General features: G+C 70.6%; 17 protein-coding genes. 8 read left to right on the forward strand and 9 right to left on the reverse strand.

The window, feature by feature from the left end:
* Positions 1-115 precede the first annotated feature (115 nt).
* A complete protein-coding gene (locus A3IG_RS28420; RefSeq protein ID WP_018382068.1) occupies positions 116-985 on the forward strand; it encodes an MBL fold metallo-hydrolase in 870 nt (289 codons plus the stop codon).
* Between the two features lie 55 nt (positions 986-1,040).
* Here the strand turns inward: A3IG_RS28420 and A3IG_RS0103015 are convergent, their stop codons facing one another.
* Positions 1,041-1,727 carry a hypothetical protein gene (locus A3IG_RS0103015; RefSeq protein WP_040910755.1) on the reverse strand — a complete coding sequence of 229 codons (687 nt, stop codon included), beginning with the start codon at positions 1,725-1,727 and terminating at the stop codon, positions 1,041-1,043.
* A 64-nt stretch (positions 1,728-1,791) separates the two neighbouring features.
* On the reverse strand, positions 1,792-2,244 hold the full coding sequence (locus A3IG_RS0103020; protein WP_018382070.1) for a VOC family protein: 453 nt from the start codon (positions 2,242-2,244) through the stop codon (positions 1,792-1,794).
* Positions 2,245-2,343: 99 nt separating this feature from the next.
* Between A3IG_RS0103020 and A3IG_RS28425 the strand changes: the two genes are divergently transcribed.
* From A3IG_RS28425 to A3IG_RS28430, 3 genes are all read left to right on the forward strand, one after another.
* Positions 2,344-3,066 carry a TMEM175 family protein gene (locus tag A3IG_RS28425; RefSeq protein ID WP_018382071.1) on the forward strand — a complete coding sequence of 241 codons (723 nt, stop codon included), beginning with the start codon at positions 2,344-2,346 and terminating at the stop codon, positions 3,064-3,066.
* Between the two features lie 251 nt (positions 3,067-3,317).
* On the forward strand, positions 3,318-3,758 hold the full coding sequence (locus A3IG_RS0103030; protein WP_201787510.1) for a hypothetical protein: 441 nt from the start codon (positions 3,318-3,320) through the stop codon (positions 3,756-3,758).
* Between the two features lie 158 nt (positions 3,759-3,916).
* Positions 3,917-4,861, forward strand: coding sequence for a serine hydrolase domain-containing protein (locus tag A3IG_RS28430; RefSeq protein WP_018382073.1), 945 nt, complete (start codon positions 3,917-3,919; stop codon positions 4,859-4,861).
* A gap of 35 nt (positions 4,862-4,896) precedes the next feature.
* Here the strand turns inward: A3IG_RS28430 and A3IG_RS0103040 are convergent, their stop codons facing one another.
* The 4 genes from A3IG_RS0103040 to A3IG_RS0103055 all read right to left on the reverse strand — a co-directional run bounded on the left by A3IG_RS0103040 (position 4,897) and on the right by A3IG_RS0103055 (position 12,620).
* Positions 4,897-6,444: an alkaline phosphatase D family protein gene (locus A3IG_RS0103040; RefSeq protein ID WP_018382074.1), complete on the reverse strand. Its 1,548-nt coding sequence runs from the start codon at positions 6,442-6,444 to the stop codon at positions 4,897-4,899.
* Positions 6,441-7,019: a hypothetical protein gene (locus A3IG_RS0103045; RefSeq protein WP_018382075.1), complete on the reverse strand. Its 579-nt coding sequence runs from the start codon at positions 7,017-7,019 to the stop codon at positions 6,441-6,443. The genes A3IG_RS0103040 and A3IG_RS0103045 overlap by 4 nt, the downstream gene beginning before the upstream one ends.
* 227 nt (positions 7,020-7,246) lie before the next feature.
* Complete coding sequence (locus tag A3IG_RS0103050) at positions 7,247-10,006, reverse strand: right-handed parallel beta-helix repeat-containing protein (RefSeq protein WP_018382076.1); 2,760 nt, start codon at positions 10,004-10,006, stop codon at positions 7,247-7,249.
* Between the two features lie 310 nt (positions 10,007-10,316).
* On the reverse strand, positions 10,317-12,620 hold the full coding sequence (locus A3IG_RS0103055) for an alpha-L-fucosidase (RefSeq protein WP_018382077.1): 2,304 nt from the start codon (positions 12,618-12,620) through the stop codon (positions 10,317-10,319).
* A 658-nt stretch (positions 12,621-13,278) separates the two neighbouring features.
* On the opposite strand from A3IG_RS0103055, the gene A3IG_RS0103060 reads away from it, so the two are divergent.
* Complete coding sequence (locus A3IG_RS0103060; protein WP_018382078.1) at positions 13,279-13,950, forward strand: FadR/GntR family transcriptional regulator; 672 nt, start codon at positions 13,279-13,281, stop codon at positions 13,948-13,950.
* 182 nt (positions 13,951-14,132) lie between these two features.
* On the opposite strand, the gene A3IG_RS0103065 is transcribed toward A3IG_RS0103060, so the two are convergent.
* The 3 genes from A3IG_RS0103065 to A3IG_RS0103075 form a co-directional block, all read right to left on the reverse strand.
* Positions 14,133-15,170 (reverse strand): ABC transporter permease, encoded by a 1,038-nt coding sequence (locus A3IG_RS0103065; protein WP_018382079.1) that lies wholly within the window; start codon positions 15,168-15,170, stop codon positions 14,133-14,135.
* Positions 15,154-16,710 carry a sugar ABC transporter ATP-binding protein gene (locus tag A3IG_RS0103070; protein WP_018382080.1) on the reverse strand — a complete coding sequence of 519 codons (1,557 nt, stop codon included), beginning with the start codon at positions 16,708-16,710 and terminating at the stop codon, positions 15,154-15,156. Before A3IG_RS0103070 ends, A3IG_RS0103065 begins: the two co-directional genes overlap by 17 nt.
* Positions 16,711-16,792: 82 nt before the next feature.
* Positions 16,793-17,836 carry a sugar ABC transporter substrate-binding protein gene (locus A3IG_RS0103075; protein ID WP_026219843.1) on the reverse strand — a complete coding sequence of 348 codons (1,044 nt, stop codon included), beginning with the start codon at positions 17,834-17,836 and terminating at the stop codon, positions 16,793-16,795.
* A gap of 546 nt (positions 17,837-18,382) precedes the next feature.
* Between A3IG_RS0103075 and A3IG_RS28435 the strand changes: the two genes are divergently transcribed.
* From A3IG_RS28435 to A3IG_RS0103095, 3 genes are read left to right on the forward strand one after another with little or no spacing between them, the layout of a single operon-like run.
* Positions 18,383-19,771, forward strand: coding sequence for an L-fuconate dehydratase (locus A3IG_RS28435; protein WP_018382083.1), 1,389 nt, complete (start codon positions 18,383-18,385; stop codon positions 19,769-19,771).
* On the forward strand, positions 19,768-20,529 hold the full coding sequence (locus tag A3IG_RS0103090; RefSeq protein WP_018382084.1) for an SDR family NAD(P)-dependent oxidoreductase: 762 nt from the start codon (positions 19,768-19,770) through the stop codon (positions 20,527-20,529). The genes A3IG_RS28435 and A3IG_RS0103090 overlap by 4 nt, the downstream gene beginning before the upstream one ends.
* Positions 20,526-21,527: an aldo/keto reductase gene (locus A3IG_RS0103095; RefSeq protein ID WP_018382085.1), complete on the forward strand. Its 1,002-nt coding sequence runs from the start codon at positions 20,526-20,528 to the stop codon at positions 21,525-21,527. The genes A3IG_RS0103090 and A3IG_RS0103095 overlap by 4 nt, the downstream gene beginning before the upstream one ends.
* Position 21,528: the final 1 nt, after the last annotated feature.

Consider the following 21,528-nt stretch of genomic DNA (forward strand, 5'->3'; position numbering starts at 1 on the left):
ACGGGTCGCGAGCACGAGCGGAACTCGGTGCCCCCTCCCCCGCCGCACCTCCCTCTGTGCACGGCGGCGATGATGGCCCACGACGCGGGCGACGGCACGGGGAGGGCGACACACGGTGGAGATACGGCTCCTGGGGACCGGTTCTGGTGACGGATGGCCCAACCCGTGGTGCTCCTGCCGTTCCTGCGCCTGGGCGCGGGACACCCCGGGGGCCGCCCGCGGCCAGACCAGTGTGCTGGTCGACGGCACCCTTCTGATCGACACCGGAGGCGCCCGCAGCACCGGCATCCCCCTGGATGCCGTCCGCACGGTGCTGTTCACCCACGCCCATCCCGACCACACCGATCCACAGCTCCTCCTGTGGCGGCAGACCGCCCAGACTCACACCGGCTCCCCCGCGCACCCGCTGGAGATCGCCGGGCCCCCGGCCGCCCTGGACCTGTGTCGTCCCTGGGTCGCCCCCGGCGCCCCCGTCACCTGGGTCGAGCTGCTGCCCGGAGACGAGCGTCAACTCGCCAGCGGTCACCAGGTGCGTGCGCTCGCCGCCAAGCACTGGAACGACGACCCCCATGTCGGCCCCGCCCTGCTCTACGACGTCGACGCCCAGCTCCTCGCCGCCTGGGACACCGGGGCGCCCCTTCCTCCCGCCGACCACCCCACCTACGACTTCGTCCTGCTGGACTGCAACGACGGTCTGCGCCGCGCCTTCAGCGAACACCACAACCTCGACGCCTTCGCCGGGACCGTGGCCGGCCTCCGGGCGCAGCACGCCATCGACGACCACACCCAGGTCGTCGCCGTTTCGCTCAGTTGCGGCAATCCTCCGGGACCCGAACTCGACGCCGTCCTCGCACCTCTCGGGGCGTCCGCTCCCCCCGACGGGTCCCTCCTGACCTCTCACCGGCCCCCACCAGCGGTCGTGCCTGGTGTCCGGACGGCGCGGGCCGGCTCGCGGCGGCACGAGCGACCTGGCGGCACGGGCTGACGGGCCGGGCCGCTCGGCGTCAACGGGGCGTACCAGGACCTGCCGGCCGTCGGACTCAGCCGCTGGTCCCCTCGGTCAACTCGACCGGGTCCCGCGGCGCTCCGTCGCCCTCGGGCGGCAGGTCGCCGCGCTCGGGGCCGCTCTGCTCGGGGCCGCTCTGCTCGGGGCCGCTCTGCTCGGGGCCGCTCTGCTCGGGGCCGCTCTGCTCGTCTGCGGGACCCTCCGGCATCGCCTCGGCCAGCTCGTCGGTGCCGGCGTGGCGGGTGTTGTCCGCGGCCTCGCGGAGGGTGTCGCGCGGGACGCCGTCGCGGTCCGCGGACAGGCGGATGACGCGTCCGCTGTCCTCGCGCACGTACTCGTGGGTGGTGCTCGTCGTGCGGTACCAGCTCTCGCCGTCCCGCTCGCACGTCATTTCCTGCCCCGCGGCTTGGGGGGTGCCGTGTTGCGTGCAGTCCGCGGGGTCACTCCTGCGCTCGTCGACACTGAGTTGGATCACTCCGCCGCCAGCGGACCGGACGTAGGAGCTGCCGAAGCCGTGGTCGCCGGTCACGGTGACGGACTGGGGCACGAGGGTGTAGCCGGGTATCTCGGTCAGGTACACCATGTCCGATGCCACACCCATGGCCTGGAGCCTGGCCTCCAGCGCGGAGCGGTCCGCCCCGGTCGCGCTCGTCCCCTCCCCGCAGGCGGCCACGGCCAGCGGCAACAGGAGCAGCGGCAGGGCTCTTCGCAGACGTCTCATCTGCTCATCTTCCCAGAGGGGCCGCTGTCCCGTGTGCTGTTCCGGCCCGCCCACGGGGGCCGGGTCAGCTCGTTCCCGCAGGTGGATCGGCGAAGACGCCCCGCACCATGCCGGTGGCCTGCCCGACCTCGATGAGGTAGCCGTCCGGGTCCCGCAGGTAGCACCGCAGCTCGGCCCTGCGGTCCAGGGGAGGCGTGAGGAACTCGGCTCCCCTGGCACTCCACTGCCGGTGGCACTCCTCGATGTCGGCGACGCGGAGGTTGAGGAAGCTGCTGGCCGTGCTCGGGTCGGTGGGCGGCCGAAGGGTGACTCCGGGTTTGTCCGGCGTGGGGCCGCCTCCGGGGTTCATGATGATCCATCCGTTGGCGAGCCTGACGATGCACGGGTTCTCCTCGAGCACCACCTCACCGCCGAGGACATCGGTGTAGAACCCGCGTGATCGCGCCACGTCGGCCACGGTCAGGAAGTGGGTGAGGAGCAGTCCGGTCTCCGGCGCGGGAAGTTCGTCACGGCGCACGCAGCACCTCCAGGCATTTTACGGATATTTCTCTCCATAGTGGTGTATGGATGTCCGTGTCGATGGAGGAACACGGGCGGAGAGGGAAGCAGCGCAGCCGTGGCAGACGAAGGGGCCCGAAGGCACCCCGGCGAGGAGCCCGGCGCGGAGGGCGGAACCCGCGGGGGCGAGGGGTTCGTTCGCACCGAGACGGGCCGGGTGGAGGCGTTCAGCGACGCGGTGATCGCGATCGCCGTCACCATCCTGGCGCTGGAGATGCGTCCGCCGGAGCACGACGAGGGGCAGTTGCTGCCAGCGCTGTTGGACCAGTGGCCGGTCTACTGCGGCTACCTGACCTCGTACGCCTACATCGCGGTGATCTGGCTCAATCACCATCAGGCCTTCACCCGCATCCGCACCGTCGATCGGGGCCTGCACGTGGCGAACCTGACGCTGCTGCTGACCACCGCGGCCCTGGCGTTCCCCACCGCCGTCGTCTCCGAGGCGCTGCAGGAGGGCCTTTCCGGCGCCGACGTCCGTGCCGCCGTCGCCCTGTACGCCCTGGTCGCCGCGGCCATGTGCAGCAGTTGGTTGTGGATCTACGCCCACCTCGCCCGCCACCCCGACCTGCTCACTGATCGGGCTGAGCCGCACTACGTCCGGCACGGCCAGCTCCGCTCCCTCACCGGTGTCGTGGGCTACGGGCTCGGCGGCGTCCTGGGCTGGGCGGTGCACCCCGCCGTGGCCCTGGCCGTCTTCGTGACGCTGCCGCTCTTCTACTTCGTGACCAGTGAGGGGTTCCGTGGAACGCCGTGGCGGGGACGCCACCGGGCGGCGGAATGACGCCACCCGTAGGAGAACGCCGCCGGCCTTCCCGCGAAAATCAGGCGCGGTGAATTGCCTGTCAGCGGCGGCCACGATGATTTAAAAACTAAATTGCTATCATTGCACGCGCCATAAAACACATGAGTTTGCGTTCTCTGAGAACGGGTTCCTGGTCGGCCTATGTGGGAACTATTCTGAACGGCCCGATATTCGGCCATGAGGCTCCCACAGAAAGTTCCATGATGATGAAGCCCACAATGTTTCCGACCGTGGCTCTGGCGACCGCGCTGCTGGCGGTTGGTGGCGTGCTGACCGGCGCCGCACAGGCCTCCGCCGCGGGTTCCCAGGCACCGGCCGCCGTGGAGCGGACCACGGCCGACACCCACGTCTACCCGCGGGCCACCCTCCACAGGAACCAGGCCTGGACCTCGGGCAACGGCCGAGCGATCCTTCGGGTCCAGTCAGACGGCAACTTCGTCCTGTACAAGGAGGGCCGGCCGGTGTGGCAGGCCCCGGGTGCCTATCCCAACGGCGACCACGCGGTCATGCAGGAGGACGGCAACTTCGTCCTCTACGATCGCCAGGGCCGGCCGCTCTGGGCCTCCGGCACCTGGCGCAAGGGCGCCTACCTCGCGATTCAGGACGACGGCAACGTCGTGGTCTACACCCGCGAGGGCAGGCCCGTCTGGGCGACGAACACCGGGGACTGACACCCGTCGACAGTTCCCTCCCGCGCCGGCCCGCTCCCCCGGGACACCCCGTGGGGCGCGGGCCGATCCGCGGGCACGCTCGTCGTTCCGCCGCCGTTGGTTCGCGCCCCCCGGGGGCGTCGGGCCCGGCGTGGCATGCGTGTGGTTGGCTACGCGGCATGGAACTCACCGGAGCGGTCCTGGCGACGCGCGGCGACGACGTCGTACTCGAGGCGTACGGGGGCGTGGCCGATCCGACCACGGGGGCGCGCTGTGGACCGCGATCCCGTTTCCAGATCGCCTCCCTGAGCAAGCAGTTCGCGGCGGCGGCCGTCCTCCTGCTCGTCGAGGACGGCGTGCTGGCCCTGACGGACCGGCTCAGCGATCGACTCACCGACTGCCCCGTCGCCTGGGCGGACATCACGCTCCACCACCTGCTGACGCACACCTCGGGGCTGCCGCACTGGGACGGCATACCCGACTTCGACTTCGACACCCCTCCCCCCTTGGCGGAGACCGTCGCCCGGATCACGCGGTGCACACCGTTGACCGAGCCCGGCCACCGGTGGCACTACAGCAGCGTCGGGTACGTCCTGACAGCGCTGGTCGTCGAGCGCGCGTCCGGCAGCGGGTACCAGGACTTCCTGCGGGAACGCGTCATCCGGCCGTTGGGCCTGGTGGGCACCGGCGTCGGGGCGGCGCCCCCGGCGGACGTCGCCCGGGGCCGCAGGGCCGGACAGACATACGACTTCCAGGACCTGACCACGATGCCCGGAACCGGTGACGTCTGGTCCACCGCACGCGACCTGGCCCGCTGGGCCCGCGCCCTGGAGCGGGGCGCCCTGTTGGCCCCGGACTCGCTGCGCGCGATGTTCACCACGCACTTCCGGCAGCACCAGCAGCGCCCCCCGCTCACGGTGACCGGCTACGGCTACGGCGTCTTCCTCGGCGACCTCGCCGGGCGGCCGGCGCGCTTCCACGACGGCCACAACATCGGCTACCGGTCCCTGCTCGTCCGGCTCCCCGAACAGGACGCCAGCATCGTCGTGCTCGCCAACGACGACGACGCCGACCCGTACGCGTCGGTGCCCGACGTCGCCCGGGCCCTGGGGCTCAAGCCGTAGCCGGACCGTGCGCCACGCGTCGCTCCCGGCCGGGGTCAGTCGCGGCGGTACTGGGCGGGTGAGTTCTTCGTCGCCCGGTCCTCGTAGGCGCCCACCGTGCCCCGGTCCACGTGGAAGGTGGTCAGGGTGCTGACGGGTGAGACGGGATCGCGCAGGTCACCGATCACCCGCAGGTGGGTGCTCCACCGTTCGGGAGTGACCTCGTACAGGTCGTAGCCGTAGCGGTTCCCCTCGAAGTACTGCAGGTGCGGGTTGGCCGCTCCCATGCGGGGACCGTTGGCCGCGTTCCAGGCCGGTGAGTAGGCGTTCGACGAGATGGAGTGGGACGTGAACTCCGTGCCGATCACCGGTGAGGAGGTGTCGTCGAAGTCCGGCCGGATGTCGTCGATGAAGGCCGAGTGCCAGTCGCCGGTGATGACCACCAGGTCCTCCAGCCCGGACCGGTGCGCGTGGGTCAGCACGTCCTTGCGCTCGGACAGGAAGCCGTCCCACTGGTCGGTGAACATGAAGCCGCCGCCCGGCCTGCCGCGGAGCTGGCTGAGCATGATCGAGTTGACCCAGCAGTGCCAGGCGTCCGGTGCGCGGTCGATCCCCTGTTTCAGCCACTCCTTCTGGCGGGCGCCGAGGATCGTCCCGTCCGGGAGGTTCTGCGCGGAGCGGTACGAGCGCAGGTCGAGGACGGTCAGTTCGAGCAGGTCGCCCCAGCGGCGCACCCGGTGGATCTGCGGGTCGGGCAGGGTGGCGTCACTGCCGTCCCGGTGCGGCATGTTCTCGTACCACGCCTGGTAGGCGGCGGCCCGGCGCTGCAGGAAGGGAGCGCCGCCACCGGCGCTGCTGTAGTCGTTGACGACCTCGTGGTCGTCCCAGGTCAGGAACCAGGGGTGGGCGGCGTGGGCCTCCCGCAGCGACGGATCGCCCTTGTACAGCGCGTGGCGACGCCGGTAGTCACCGAGGCTGAAGTCCTCCGCGGTGCCGTTGCCACGGGGCCCGGTGACCGGCCCGCCCTCGTAGATGTAGTCGCCGAGGTGGACGACGAAGTCGAGGTCCTCGCGGGCGATGCCGCGGTGGGCGGCGTAGTAACCACCGTGGAACGCCTGGCAGTTGGCGGAGGCGAAGCGGACCTTCGACACCGGGCCGACCGGGGCGGTTCGCGTCCGTCCGAGCCGGCTGCGCCGTCCCAGAGCGGAGAAGGCGTACCAGTAGCGCTGACCGGCCTGCAGGCCGTCGACCGACACGTGGACGCTGTGGCCGAGGGTCGCGGAGGCGGGTGCCGTACCGCGGGCCACCACGCGCCTGAGGTCGCGGTCCTCGGCGACGACCCACCTGACCTCGACGACCTCGGGGAGCTGTTGTTCGGCGGCCAGCGGCTCGGGGGCGAGGCGGGTCCACAGGACGACCCCGGTCGGGGTCGGGTCGCCCGAGGCCACGCCGAGGGTGAAGGGTGCGGGGTCGTAGCTGGCGCCCAGTTCCTCGGCGGCCTCGACGGCCTGCGCCGGGGACAGGCCGCCGGCCAGCGGCCAGGCCACGCCGAGCGCCCCCGCTGTCGCTGCGGCCCTCAGCAGGTCACGACGGTTCAGTTTCACGGCTTTCCTTTGTCGGCGCTGAGGGTGAGGGAGATCGCGTCGGCGTATCCGTCGTTGGACTGCCCGGAACCGGCGCGGGTGAGGACCAGCAGGACGCGGGCGGTGCGGGCGCCGGGGGGCAGCGCCGCGGTGGCGCTCCGCTCGAACAGTCCGGTGCGCGCCAGACGTTCGCCCGCGGTCACGGGCCCGAGGACGGCGAGGGCGACCGGGGTCCCGGTGGCGTCCCGGAACTCGACGGACAACCGGGCGCCGTCCTCCTGCGTCGCGTACCCTCCGAGCCACGCGCTCACGGTGAACCGGACGCGCCCGGCGTCCACCGGCCCGCGACCGGTGGGGCCCACGGCCGGGAGGTCCACGTCCTGGACGAGCGCGGTGCGGGGCGCGTTGCCGCCGGCGAAGAACCGCTTCCCGCGCGGGGCCGGTCCGGGATCGGAGACGGACGGGTATCCCTGGCCGACGTCGTATCCGATGAGGGCGGGTGCCCCCTCCGCGATCCGCCACCCCGTGACCGAGTGGACCGGTTCCGCGGTCCCTCCCGGCCCGGCCTCGGCGTCGCCGTTGACAACAAGATTCATGCTCAAGCGCCTCCACTGATCGGGCAGTGATGCCGACAGGAAGCTCAGCAGCTCCGAGTGAACCACGGGGGGATGGTCGAGGAACAGCCGTGGAAGGTGTCGCCCGGGGGTCGGGGTCGCCCGTGGCCCTCCGGGCACGCGCGCGTCGCCCCGCCCCCGGGGCCGGGGACGGGGCGACGTGGGTCCCACCGCGCCGAGCCGGGCTCTGACGCGGTGGGGTCAGCGGGTCAGGTGTGCAGCGTGAAGCCGTCGAGGGTGGCGTAGACGCCGCTGCGCTTGACGATCTGCACCGTGTGCTCCCCCCGGGGAAGTCCCTCGACGGTGAAGATGGCCTGTTGCACCTGGCGCTCGGCCGAGGTGGTGTCCACCAGCCCCTGGGAGACGCCGTCGAGGAAGACCTCGACGTCGCCCTGGTCGGAGTACTTCTCGCCGAGGACGGTGATCCCGGTCCCGTGGAAGGTGAGTGAGGCGGAGGCACCGTCGGTGGTCGTGTACTGGACGTCGTCGACCAGGTCGCCGGCACCGCGGTTCGGGGAGAAGCCCCAGCCTTCCGAGTACGCGACTCCCGAGGTGTTGTTGATCACCTCGACGCCTGACGGCTTGGCGAGGGTGACCTCGACGGCCGCCTGGTTGCGCCAGACACCCAGCGTGAACGTGCTGCCGCCCGGGAGCCTGTTGTACGCCGTCCAGAAGCTGTTGCGGTCGGTGACCTCCTGGCCGTTGATCTGGCGGATGACGTCGTTGGTCCGCAGGCCCTGGGCGTAGGCGTGCGACGTGTCGGGAACGGACTTCAGGTACAGGCCGTCGTAGTCACCGAGCGCCACCGCCGACTTGATCTCGTCTGAGTAGATCTGGGTCGCCCGCGCGCCGAGCAGGGGCTCCGGAAGTGCCTTGTACGGGTCGGGCGGAACGACTCGCCACTGGAGCGGCGGTGGCGTGGGGGCGCCCTGCCTGCCGAAGCCGGTCATGGAGATGTTCTGGAAGCCGAGCTGCAGGGCGGGGGAGTCGTCCTGCACGGTGTAGTCGAGCTTGCCGAGATCGGAGAACGGGCTCGTCCCGGTGAACAGCGGGTCGGCGACCAAGGAGTTGACGTCGAGGCCCGCGGCACGCCAGGACTCGTTGATGTCGGCGACGGGCTTGCCGTTGTTCCAGAACAGGTTGCGGTCAATGAGCGGCTTGCTCTTCGCGAGGTCCACCGAGATCAGGTCGTACGGGTCGTCGGTGACGAAGACGTTCTTCTCGACGACGTCGCCGTTGTCGGCGTACCAGACGTGGAAGTGCCCGCCGCCGTTGACGAAGATGTTGTTCCGCACCGTCCGGTAGAAGCCCTCACGGAGTTTCACCCCGCCGTTCAGCAGCAGGTTGTCCTCGATCAGGTAGTTCGAGGAGCCGTCGTCGAGGTCGATGTCCCACTGCGAGGAGTGCCAGATCCGGTTGTGCCGGATGACCGTGGTCTCCATGGCGTCGAGCTTGGCGTACGACTTCTTGGTGGCGTCGTCGGCGTCCAGCGGCCAGAAGCGGTCGCGGCCCCAGGCGTTGAAGGGACCGTGGTCCGAGGTCTCCTTGACGCAGTTGAAGATGTCGTTGTTCTCGATGACGTGCCCGCCCCACGTGCCGTCGTTGACGTCGACGCAGGCCCGCGGGCCGTCGTGGATGGTGTTGCCGGAGACGGTGATCCGACGGCTCATCGATATCTGGACACCCGAGGTCTGCTTCTCGAACTGTCCGTTGTCGTGCATCCAGTTGTCACTGATGCGGATGTCGCGGGGGTAGTTCTCGGACTTCGGGCCCGGGGTGGTGTCGGTGAGGGTCCTGCGGAAGTCGTCCCAGGTGGAAGGGTCGCGCACGGCGTCGGGGTTGCCGATGACCGCGACGTCCGAGGCGCCGGAGTGGCTGAACTCGTTGTCCGAGACGACGTCGTGCCTGTTGTAGCCGTCCAGGAAGACGGCGTTGCCGCCGACCTGGTCGAAGCGCGAGTTCCGGATGTCCACGTGCTCGGTGTTCTTCAGGTACGCGGCTCCTGTCCGCGCGATGGCCCAGTCGCCGAGTTGGAGCTTCTCGTACGGGCGGGTGAAGAGCGTGCGGTGGGTCTGGGTGAAGGTGAAGCCGGAGAAGGTCAGGTGCCGCACCGGCCGCTCCGGGCTCTCGCCCTGGACCCGGATCAGTTCCTCCCGCTCGGCCGTCTCGATGCGCGAGGTGGACAGGTCCGCGCCCTCGGGGGCGTAGAGGTACAGCTTGCCCGCGTCCTTGTCGTAGAACCACTCACCGGGCGCGTCCAGTTCCTCGAAGACGTTCTCCACCATGAGGTAGCTGCCGTGCATACCGCTGCCACGGTTGTTGTCGCCCACCCAGTCCAGCTTGGCGGTGCCGTCCTCGTTGACACCGGTGACCCTGAAGGAGTTGCCTCCCCACATGTGCTGGTGCAGGGCTCGGACCAGGGCCGTCGTGGGGTTCTTCCACGTCGCCACGCGGGCGGGGGAGATGGCGTCCGCGGCCGTGCCGCCGAGGATCGCCTGGGAGGGGTCGTAGTTGGGGTAGCGGGCCAGGACCTGGCGCTCCCCGTCGAGGAAGAGTTCGTCGAAGGCGAGTCCGGTGCCGATGTCGGCGACCTTGACGTCTCCGGAGTGCGTGCGCCACCGGGGCTTCAGCACCCGACCGCCGCTGAGCACGACCTTCTCGCCCGGGGCGGCGGTGTAGCTGACCGGAGCGGCGGCGGTGCCGGAGTCCTGCGGTCCGAAGGTCAGGGTGCGGGGGAGGTGGTAGGTACCGCCGCGCACGACGACCTGGACGGCCACACGCTTGGTCAGGGTCAGGGCGCGGACCGCCCTCTGGGCGCGCTCGATGGTCCGGAACGGGTGGTTCACGGTGCCCTGCGCCTGGTCGTTGCCGACCGGGGACACGTACAGCCGGACGCTGGCGGACGCGTCCGCGGGAGCCGTGGGCAGCAGGACGAGACCTGCTGCCAGGGCAGCGGTGGTCAACGCCACTGACAGTCGGCGAGATGCCCGCCCTGGCTGTGTGGTTCTGTTCAACTGGGTCTCCTGGAGGTGGGTCAGGCGCACGTGCGACGGGACCGCCCTGTGCCGCGGTGACGAGCCTGTGGGCGGACGCCGCCTGTTGCTCGGTCCACCGAGTAGGCCGCCGCCCTGGAGCATTGTTCCGATGTCCGGACTGTTGCGGCGGCGCGCGGTCAGAGAAGCAGGGACGAGAAGGTCGGATGAATCAGGGTTGTGCGGGGGCCGGCGTCGGCAGCGGTGCCGACGCCGGCCTGGTGGTGCGGACGAGTGGGGGTTCTCGTCAGTTCTGCCACTCCACCTTGAACACCCACACGTGCTTGCCGGCCTTGCGGGCCGCCTCCGGAACGTCGATGACCAGGGCGCCGTTGCGGACGGTCCAGGTCAGGGGGCGCTTGTAGCCGAGCAGGGTGACCTTGTCCCCGCTGCGGATCGGCACCGGCGCCTCGACGGTGAGCTTCGCGCCGGGTGCGGCGAGCGAGTGGATGTAGAAGGCCTCGTTCTGCCGGACCGTGAACCGCAGGTCCTCGCCGAGCTGCGCCATCCGCGCCCAGTAGGTGGTGTCGTAGATGGCCTCGCCGTTGACCGCCAGCCACTCCCCCGTCTCGCGCAGCCGGGTCTGCATGACCTCGGGGATGGTGCCGTCGGCGCGCGGGCCGATGTCGAGGAGGAAGTTGCCGTTCTTGGAGACGATGTCGACGAGGCTGTGCACGATGGCCTCGGCGGTCATATACATGTCGTCGGGGGTGGCCTGGTTGTAGCCGTAGCTGTACGGGTCCAGGCCACGGCTCGACTCCCACTTGGCGACGACCGTGTTGTCGTAGGTCGTGTACTCGGGGGTCGTGAAGTCGTGGATGGGGATGCCGCCGCGGTTGTTGACGGTCACCTCGTACGGCTTCGGGCGGTTCTTGCCGTGGTTGAAGTACTCGGCGAAGACGTTGTAGCTGTCGTTCACGCCGCCGATGTCGCACCACATGATCTGGGTGTCGTACCGGTGGATCAGCTCCAGCATCTGCGCGGCCTGGACGTCCTTCACGTAGTCCTTGCCCGCCGTGTAGCCGGTGTACGGGACCGGCTCGAGGGTGTAGGGGTTGCGCGGGGCGTGGCCCATCCACGGGTTGTCCGGGTTGAACCACTCGGGCATGGAGAAGTAGAGCCCGCGGTGGAGTTCCGGGGTGTACGCGCGGGACGCGTCGAAGAGTTCCTTGACCAGGTCGCGCCTGGGTCCCATCTTGACGGAGTTGCGGTCCGAGACCTTGGTGTCCCAGAGCGCGAACCCCTCGTGGTGCTTGGACGTGAGGACGTGGTACTGGGCGCCCGCGTCGCGGAACAGCTCCACCCAGGAGCGCGGGTTGAACCTCTGCGCCGTGAACATCGGGATGAAGTCGTCGTACGCGAAGTCCGTGCCGTACTTCTCCGCGTGGTACGCGTGCGCCGGGTTGTTCGGGTTCTGCATCTGGTCCCAGTACCACTCGGCGTACTGCTTGCCCACCGGCGCCCAGGCCGGCACCGAGTAGACGCCCCAGTGGATGAAGATGCCAAACTTGGCGCCGTGGAACCAGTACGGCGCCTGGTGCTGCGACAGGGACGCGTCGGTCGGCTGGTAGTCGCCGACCCCGAGGGTGAGCTGGCGGGCGCTCGACGCGGCGGTCCCGCCCGTGCCCGCCGCGACGACACGCCCGTCCTGGACCGTTCCCGGACGCACCCCGACGCGGTTGCGGATGCCGACGCGGACGCGGACCTCCTCCCCGGGCTCCAGACGGGTGATGGGCGCGGGCTGCACGGTGCGGGCACCCGGCACCTGGACGCTCACCGTGAGCTCGTCCCCGGCCAGGATGGCGACCGAGCCGGCGTTGATCACGGTCGCCTCGACGCTCTGCGCACCCGAGTCCTCCAGCAGCGACACGGTGGAGTGCGCGTCGCGGAGCAGGACCGCGCGGCCGGTGGCGGCCGGCTGGAGGGTGAGCGCGAAGACGTGCAGGGAGGTCTTGTACTCCTGCGCGGGGTTGGTGACGGGCAGCGTGATGGCCACCGCCTCGCGCTGCGGGTCGATGTACAGGTCACTGGTGCCCAGGCCGACCTGGTGCTCGTCCTTCGTGCCGTCCGGCCGGTACCGGTAGGGGGCCGAGAGGCGACCACCGGCCCCGTACCAGTCCGGTCCGCTGACGCCCCCGGTGGACGTGGAGCCGTCGGCGTAGTGCACGGTCGCCAGCCCCGAGGCGTGGCCGTAGCTGCCGGCGGTGAGGAACAGCGCCGACAGGTACCGCGCCTTGGGGATGTCGATGCGCTGGCCCATGGCGACGACGTTGTTGTTGGCACCCGCGGCCGACGAGGGGAACGCGAACGGGACGCCGTTGACCTCGACGCGGCCCGCCGGGAGTTCCTCACCGGGGAAGGTGTAGCCCGAGCCGTCGAAGTTGCCTCCCCGCGCGTCGGCGGTGTCGATGGCGTCGTTGTCGAAGTACGCCTCCAGCGGGACCACCACCGGGTCGGGGACGGTTCCCCACGCGGGGTCCGTCGCCGCGGACCGGGTCGCGGAGGAGGGCGCGGCGGAGGCGTGGCCCGCGGCGAGCGGCACGGCGGCCACGGCGGCGACTCCTGCTGCTGCTCCGAGGACTTGGCGTCTTGGATAGGTGCTCACGAGTCGGTACTCCAAGGAGGGTTGAGCCGAGTATTCATCGGAGGTCTGATGATTGAGGGAGGCCGAAAGCCTGTCAATAGCCCGCGCAAGAATCCGTGATTGGTCCGATGTCCCCGCGGCTCGGACCGTGCCTGTCGTCATCGGGGCGGCGCGTCCGCCCCGCCCACTCCGGGCAGCCGGACCCGCGCCTCCCGGCGTGCCGGGCGACGGGGTGCGGAAGCCGACGCACCGCACGGCGCGGCGCGGGCACCGGCCGCGACGGGGGCGGCGCGTGAGCAACCACCGTGACGGGTGGCGGCGCTGGGGTGCCGACGGTGACCCGGACGGCGGACCGCGAGCCGATCGGCCTCCGTTTGAGCAGGTGAGGTGAAGGATGGCGTGCCGGCGGCCGGCAGCCTCCACCCTGTAGCAGGATGTGATCGCCCCGACTCGACGGGTTCACGGCGCGGTGGGGATCCCGCTGGCCGTCCGGCGGGAGCACGGCCCTGCTCGCGGCAGGAGCCGGGTGACACATCGGATGTATAGTGGCAAGCACGTCACCGTGCTGGTCAACAGGCCGCCGCCGCGTCTGTGTATCTGGTTGAGACTGCAGGGGAGGTCTGTGATGGCTGTGACCGACGAGGCCATCGGAAAGATCAAAGAGATGATCCTTTCCGGTGCGCTGCGCCCCGGGGACCGGCTTCCCAAGGAGGCCGACCTCGCCGCCGAACTCGGGCTGTCCCGCAACTCCCTGCGCGAGGCGGTGAAGGCCCTGTCCCTGCTGAACGTCCTCGACGTGCGCCAGGGGGACGGGACGTACGTCTCCAGCCTGGAGCCGCACCTGCTGTTGGAGGCCGTCTCCTTCGTCCTGGACTTCCACCGGGACGACCAGGCCCTCCAGGCACTGAAGGTCCGGGGGATTCTCGAGCCCGCGGCGACGGGCCTGGCCGCCGAGCGGATCGAGGACGGGGCGCTGGCGGAGCTGCGCGAGCTGCTCGACAGCCTCGGCGACAAGCCGAGCCTGGAGGAACTCGTCGCCAACGACCTGGAGTTCCACCGGCGGATCGCCAGGGCCTCCGACATTCCCCTGCTGTGCTCCCTGCTGGACTCACTGTCCGCCGCGACGGTGCGCGCCCGGGTGTGGCGCGGCATCACCGAGGAGGCGGCCGTGGCCCGGACGCTGGCCGAGCACCGGGCCATCCTCGACGCCCTGACCGAGCACGACGCGAAGACCGCGGAGGCCTGGGCGACGATCCACATCGCCAACGTCGTGCGGTGGCTGGACACCGCGCTGTGACACCGCGCTGCCGGTGACGGGGCCCGCCAGGGTCCCGTCACCGGCAGCGCGGTTCGGCCGGCCGGGGGTCTCCCCCGGCCGGCCGCCGCCATGAGGGCTCCGTCGTGCCTTGGGCACGCCTTCCCGGGCAGGACCGTCGGTCTCCGGGCCCTGACCGCTCCGGAGACCGACGTCACGACGGGTCATTCCTGCTTCTGCCCGGAGGCGAACCGGGAGATGATCAGGGCGACGATGATGATCACCCCGTTGAGGAACTGGTTCCACAGCGGGGGCACGCCGCCGAGCGTCATGATGTTGACCACGAGCTGCAGGGTCAGGACACCGGTGAGCGCCCCGAACAGGGTGCCCTTCCCGCCGTTGAGGCTGACGCCTCCGATCACGGTGGCGGCGAAGACCTGGAAGATCCAGCCGCTGCCCTGGTTCGCCGACACCGAGCCGTAGTGGCCGGTGTAGAGGATGCCCGCCAGCGCCGCAAGCACACCGGCGAGGATCAGGACGACGCAGACCACGCGGTCGACGCGGATGCCCGCGGTGCGGGCGGCCTCGGGGTTGCCGCCGATCGCGTACAGGGCCCTGCCGTGCTTCAGCCAGGCCAGTGCGGCGCCACCGAGGGTGAACAGCAGCACGGAGATCCAGATGGAGGCGGGGACGTCGAGCCAGGAGGCCTGCCCGAGGTAGGTGAACGACGACGGGAGGTCAACGATCGACTGGCCCTCGGAGATCGCGATCTGCAGACCGCGCAGCATGGTCAGCATGCCCAGCGTGACGATGAAGCCGTTGAGTCGCAGCTTGAGGATGAGGAAGGCGTTCAACGCGCCGATCAACGCGCCCACGAGCAGGCACAGCGGCACGGAGAAGGAACCGGGGAGGAGTCCGAGGCCGCTGAACCGCCCGGCGTCCGCGGGCAGCACCATCCACACCGCGATGACGGGGGCGACACCGATGGTGGACTCCAGTGACAGGTCCATCCGTCCGGAGATCAGGATCAGTGCCTGGGCCAGCACCAACAGGCTGAGTTCGGTGGACTGCTGGGCGACGCCGATCAGGTTGTCGTTGGTGAGGAACGCCGGCGAGACGATGAACCCGATGACGCCGAGCACCAGCAGCACCGGCACCAGGGACAGGTCGCGGAACCTCGCCAGGTCGGGGGCCCTGCTGGGCCCCGCGGCCCTCTTCAGCGGTGTTTCCTTGATCGTGGGTGCGTCAGTCGTGGTCGGCATCGCTGCCCTTCCTTTCGTGCGTGCCGGCCATGCCCTCGATGGCGGCGACCAGTTGTTCGTCGCTCCAACCGCGGTCGAACTCGGCGGTGATCCGGCCCTGGAACATGACCACGACCCGATCGCACGCCCGGAGGTCGTCCAACTCGTCAGAGACGATCAGTGCGGCCTTGTCCTCCTCGGCGATCCTGCGGATCCTGCCGAGGAGGAACTCCTTCGACTTCACGTCCACACCGTTGGTGGGGCGGATGGCCACCAGGACGTGCGGGTCGGTGGCGAGGGCCCGGGCGATCACGACCTTCTGCTGGTTGCCGCCGGACAGGGCCGACACCGGGGTGCGCTCGTCGGGCGTCTTGATGTCGAGGTCCTTGATCATGCGTTCGGCGAACCTCCTGGAGCGGGAGGGAAGCACGGTCCCGAACGGTCCCAGTTGGTCGCCGACGCTCAGGGTGGCGTTCTCCGTCACGCTGCGACCGGGCACCAGCCCCTGGAGGTGGCGGTCCTCGGGCACCAGGGCCACACCGGCGGCGAGCGCGGTCGGCACGTCGCCGGTGCGGATCTGTCGGCCCGCGACGGTGGCCCCTCCGCTGGCGCGGTGCAGTCCGGCGAGCGTCTCGCCGAGCTGGACGCTGCCGCTGCCGGCAGAACCGGCCACGCCCACGACCTCCCCGGACCGGACGGTCAGGGACACGTCGTCGTACACCCCGGGGAGGGTCAGCCCGTCCAGGGACAGCAGGGGGCGGCCGGCCGTCGCCGAGCTGAACTCGGACCAGACGTCGGAGGTCTGCGTGGCCTCCCCGGTCATCGCCTCCACCAGTGCGTCACGGTCAAGCTCCGCGACCGGGGCGGTCACGATGTGACGGGCGTCCCGGAAGACGGTGACGCTGCTGCACAGGTCGTAGACCTCCTGCAGGTGGTGGGAGATGAACAGGAAGGCGACGTGGTGCTGCTGGAGGTCGCGCAGCTTGCCGAAAAGGCGGTCGATGCCCCGGGCGTCGAGTTTGGCGGTGGGTTCGTCGAGGATGATGAACTGGGCCCCGAAGGACAGGGCGCGGGCGATCTCCACGAACTGCCGCTGCTCCACCGTGAGGTCGCGGGCACGCGCGTCGGGGTCCAGCTCGACACCGTACTCGGCCAGCAGGTCCCTCGCCTGTCGGCGCAGGTCCTTCCAGCGGATGGGACGCAGCGCCGAGGGGCTCTGCCGGTGGAGGAACAGGTTCTCGGCGACGGTGAGCTCGGGCAGGATCGTGGAGTGCTGGTAGACACAGGCCACGCGGGACCGCCAGGCGTTGATGTCGCCGTGGGCCGGCGCGGGCTCGCCCTGGAAGGCGAGGCTGCCCGCGTCGGGCTTCTGCAGGCCGGTGAGGATGGAGACGAGGGTGGACTTGCCGGCCCCGTTGCGCCCGACGAGGGCGTGGGCCTCACCGGGCATGACGGTGATGTGCGCGTCGCGCAGGGCGACGGTGGCGCCGAAGCGTTTGGAGATACCGGTCGCCTGGGCCACGGGGGTGGTGGTGACCGGGGGGGTCGCCGTGTTCACCATGGCGGGTGTGCCGTCCTTTCCTTGCGGGGCACCGGCCGTCGCCGGTCCGGCCGAGCGGGGGCCCTGGGGGGCGCCGGCAGGGTCACTTGACGGTGTTGCCCCACAGGGCGGCGTCGTCCACGTTCTCCTTGGTCACCAGAGGCGCGGGGAGCTGGTCCTCCAGGCCGTTGGGGATCTTGACGATGGTGGAGTCGTGGTCGGTGGGCCCGGGCTTGAAGGTCTTGCCCTCGGCCGCGGCCTTGGCGTAGTACAGCGCGTACTTGGCGTAGAGGTCGGCGGGCTGGGAGACGGTGGCGTCGATGTGGCCCTTGCGGATCGCGTCGAACTCCTGGGGGATGCCGTCGTTGGAGATGATCGTGATGTGGCCCTTGGTCCCGGCCGGCTTCAGCAGGCCCTTCTGCTTGAGCAGGGCGAGGGTGGGCTGGAGGAAGACGCCGCCGGCCTGCATGTAGACGCCGTTGAGGTCGGGGTGCTGGGCGAGCAGGCTCTGCAGCTTGGCGGAGGCCACGTCGCCCTTCCAGTCGGTGGGCAGCTCGAAGACCTTGATGTTGGGGAATCGTTCCTTCATGCATGAGGCGAAGGCCTCGGAACGGTCCCGCCCGTTGATGGAGTCCAGCGCGCCCTGCAACTCGGCGACCTTGCCCTTGCCGCCGAGCTGCTCGCCGAGGAACTCGCACGCCTTGGTGCCGTAGGCCCGGTTGTCGGCGCGCACGACCATGTAGACGTCGCCCTTGTCGGGGCGGGTGTCGACGCTGACCACGGGGATGTCCTTGGCGGCGAGCTGGTCCAGGGTGGAGGCGATGGCGCCGGTGTCCTGGGGGGCCATGACCACGGCCTTGGCGCCGCTGTTCTGGAAGACCTGGACGTTGGCGACGAGCTTGGTCACGTCGTTCTGCGAGTTGCTGGTGGGCAGCAGGTTCAGGTCGCCCTTGTCCTTCTCCTTGGTGATGTACTGGGCGTAGGAGTTCCAGAAGTCGGAGTCGGAGCGGGGGAGGTCAACCCCGATCTTCGGCTTGCTCTCGCTGCCCCCGTCCGTGGAGCTCTCACGGTTGCAGGCCGTGACGAGCCCGGCCACCATCAGTACCGCGGAGGCCGCGGCGGCTGTACGAATGCTCGTGAGCTTCATGGCGCACACTCTCTTTGTGGGGCCGGCGCTCGTGCGTCGGCGGGTTGTCATGGTGTGTTACCGGTCGGAGGTCCAGGCCGGGTCCGCTGCCGTCGGCACGTCCGGCTGACACGCGCGGGGCGTGTCCTGCGGCGCGGTGAGATCCGTGCTGACGGCTGCTTCGCTCGCGCTGTGCTGGTGGCGTTCTGCGCCTGACATGGAAGAGACTCCCTCTGTGCCATCCGAGGAATAGGCCCTCCGATGGGCGCATGTCGGGGAGGTTACGGGAACAGGAGCAACGGTGACAAGATATTCATCGGATGACTTGCTGCTGTAGCCTCATCGCAACCCGAGCGATACACAGGCAGTCCCAACCCTCTCGCACAGCGTGTCACCACGAGGAAGACCCGACCTGAAAACATCGGATGAATACTTGCCTGTTCCGGTGTCGCAGCGTAGTGTCCCACCCATCGCCACCCAATCATCCGATCTATGCTCTCGGTTGGTGCTGTTCCGTCTTCGCCGTGGGGCTGAAGCACCACAGTGGAGGGTGTGAAAGGAATCCCGTTGTCCCCAGACCTCGCGCGGATCATCGCGATGGACACCTTCGATGTCCGCTTCCCCACCTCACGGGAGCTGGACGGGTCCGACGCGATGAACCCGGACCCGGACTACTCGGCCGCGTACCTGGTGCTGCGCACCGACTCCCCCGACGAGCTCGCCGGTCACGGCTTCACCTTCACCATAGGCCGGGGCAACGACGTCCAGGTGGCGGCCATCGAGGCCCTCAGGAGCCACGTCGTGGGCCGCTCCGTGGACGAGCTGTGCGCGGACCCAGGACTGGTCAGCCGTTCCCTCGTCGGTGACAGCCAACTGCGGTGGCTCGGCCCGGAGAAGGGCGTCATGCATATGGCGATCGGTGCCGTGGTCAACGCCGTGTGGGACCTGGCGGCCAAGCGGCAGCGCAAACCCCTGTGGAAGCTGCTCGCCGACGCCGACCCCGAGTGGCTGGTGTCACAGGTCGACTTCCGGTACCTCACCGACGCGCTCACCCCGGCGGAGGCCCTCGACCTGCTGCGCCGGGGCAAGGAGGGACGCGAGGAACGCGAGGACGCCCTGCTGCGCAAGGGCTACCCCGCCTACACCACCTCGCCCGGCTGGCTGGGCTACTCCGACGAGAAACTCGCCCGGCTCGCCCGGGAAGCGGTGGCCGCCGGCTTCGCCCAGATCAAGCTGAAGGTCGGCGCCGACCTCGACGACGACATCCGCCGTTGCCGGGTCGCCAGGTCCGTGGTCGGACCGCACGTCCGGATGGCCATCGACGCCAACCAGCGGTGGAACGTCGACGACGCCGTCGCGTGGGTGGGAGCCCTGGCCGAGTTCGACCCGTACTGGATCGAGGAGCCCACCAGCCCCGACGACATCCTCGGGCACGCGGCGATCCGCGACGCCGTGGCCCCCGTCAAGGTGGCCACCGGCGAGCACGTCCAGAACCGCATCGTGTTCAAGCAGCTCCTGCAGGCCGGGGCGATCGACGTGCTCCAACTGGACGCGGCACGGGTCGGCGGGGTGAACGAGAACCTGGGAATCCTGCTGCTGGCCGCCAAGTTCGGCGTCCCGGTCTGCCCCCACGCCGGCGGGGTGGGCCTGTGCGAGCTGGTCCAGCACCTGTCGATGTTCGACTACGTGGCGCTGAGCCGCACCACGCAGGACCGGGTCATCGAGTACGTCGACCACCTGCACGAGCACTTCACCGCACCGGTGGTGATCCGCGACGGCCACTACGTCGCCCCGACCGTGCCCGGCTTCTCCGCCGACATGGAACGCGCCTCGCTCACCGCCTACACCTACCCCGACGGGGCGTTCTGGGTGGCCGACCGCGCGGCGGTCCCGGGTCCGTCGGCCGCCGAGGGTTCGGACGACACCCCCCGCGACAGCCTGGGGGTGCGCGCATGACGACCAACGGTCTGGCCGGGTTGCGCGCCGTGGTCACCGGCGGCGCCTCGGGCATCGGGAGGGCCACGGCGCTGGCGCTCCAGGCGCACGGCGCCCGGGTGGCGGTCCTGGACCTCACCCCCGAGGCCGTCAGCGCACCGCTCGTGGGCCTGCGGGTGGACGTCGCCGACGACGCCAGCGTCCGCACCGCCGTCGAGGCCGCGGCGACGGAGCTGGGCGGCATCGACATCCTCGTCAACAACGCCGGGGTCGGCGCCGCCGGCACCGTGGAGGACAACCCCGACCAGCAGTGGCGTTCCGTGCTGGACGTCAACGTCCTCGGCGTGGTCCGCACCACCCGCGCCGCCCTCCCCCACCTGCGCCGGTCCGCGAACGCCGCGGTCGTCAACACCTGCTCGATCGCCGCCACCGCTGGCCTGCCGCAGCGCGCCCTGTACTCCGCGAGCAAGGGCGCCGTGCTGTCCCTCACCCTCGCGATGGCCGCCGACCACGTCCGGGAGAACATCCGCGTCAACTGCGTCAACCCGGGCACGGTGGACACGCCCTGGGTGGGCCGGCTGCTGGACGCCGCCGAGGACCCGGCCACGGAACGCGCCGCGCTGTGTGCCCGGCAACCCACGGGCAGGCTGGTCACCGCGGACGAGGTGGCCGCGGCCATCGTCTACCTGGCCTCCCCGGCCGCCGCCAGCGTCACCGGCACCGCGCTCGCCGTCGACGGCGGCATGGCGGGCCTGCGGTTGAGGCCCGCCAGCCGGTGAACGCCGGCATCCAGCGCGCGGCGGTCGGCCGCGGCACCGCCTGGACGACGCGGCTCGCGTTCGGCTCGGCGGGCATCGGGAACCTCTACACCGCCGTCACCGACGACGACGCGGCCCGTACCCTCTCCACCGCGTGGGACGTGGGCATCCGCTCCTTCGACACCGCCCCGCACTACGGCCTGGGCCTGGCCGAGCGGCGCCTCGGCGCTTTCCTGCGCGAGCGCCCCAGGGCCGAGTACACGATCTCCACCAAGGTCGGCAGGCTCCTGGTCCCCACTCCCGGGAACACCGGTGACGACCTGGCCAACGGCTTCGCCGTCCCCGCCACCTCCCGCCGGGTGTGGGACTTCAGCGCCGACGGCGTGCGGCGGAGCCTGGACGCCAGCCTGGAGAGGCTCGGGCTCGACCGGGTGGACATCGTCTACCTGCACGACCCCGACGACCACGCCGAACAGGCGCTGCGCGAGGCGTACCCCGCGCTGGAGCGGCTGCGCGCCGAGGGGGTGGTCCGGGCCATCGGCGTCGGCATGAACCAGACCGCCCTGCCCACGCGGTTCGTCACCGACACCGACATCGACGCGGTTCTGCTGGCCGGCCGCTACACGCTGCTCGACCAGAGCGGACTGGCCGAACTGCTGCCCGCCGCGGCGCGGCGGGGCACCTCGGTGATCGCCGGCGGGGTGTTCAACTCCGGCCTGCTCGCCGACCCCCACCCCGGCTCGAGGTACGACTACGCCGCGGCCCCCGCACCGGTGCTCCAGCGGGCCCTGCGCATGCGGGACCTCTGCGAACGCCACGGGGTGCCGCTGCGCGCCGCCGCCGCGCGGTTCCCCCTGGGGCACCCCGCCGTCGCCGGGGTCCTGCTGGGCCTGCGCAGTGCCTGGGAGGTCACCGACGCGGCCACCCTCGCCGAGCGGGAGATCCCCGACGCCCTGTGGGAGGAGCTGCGGGCCCGACACCTCATCGCCTCCGACGCTCCTGTCCCGGGGAGGGGGTGAC

Source organism: Wenjunlia vitaminophila DSM 41686 (assembly GCF_000380165.1).
GTDB classification, from domain to species: domain Bacteria; phylum Actinomycetota; class Actinomycetes; order Streptomycetales; family Streptomycetaceae; genus Wenjunlia; species Wenjunlia vitaminophila.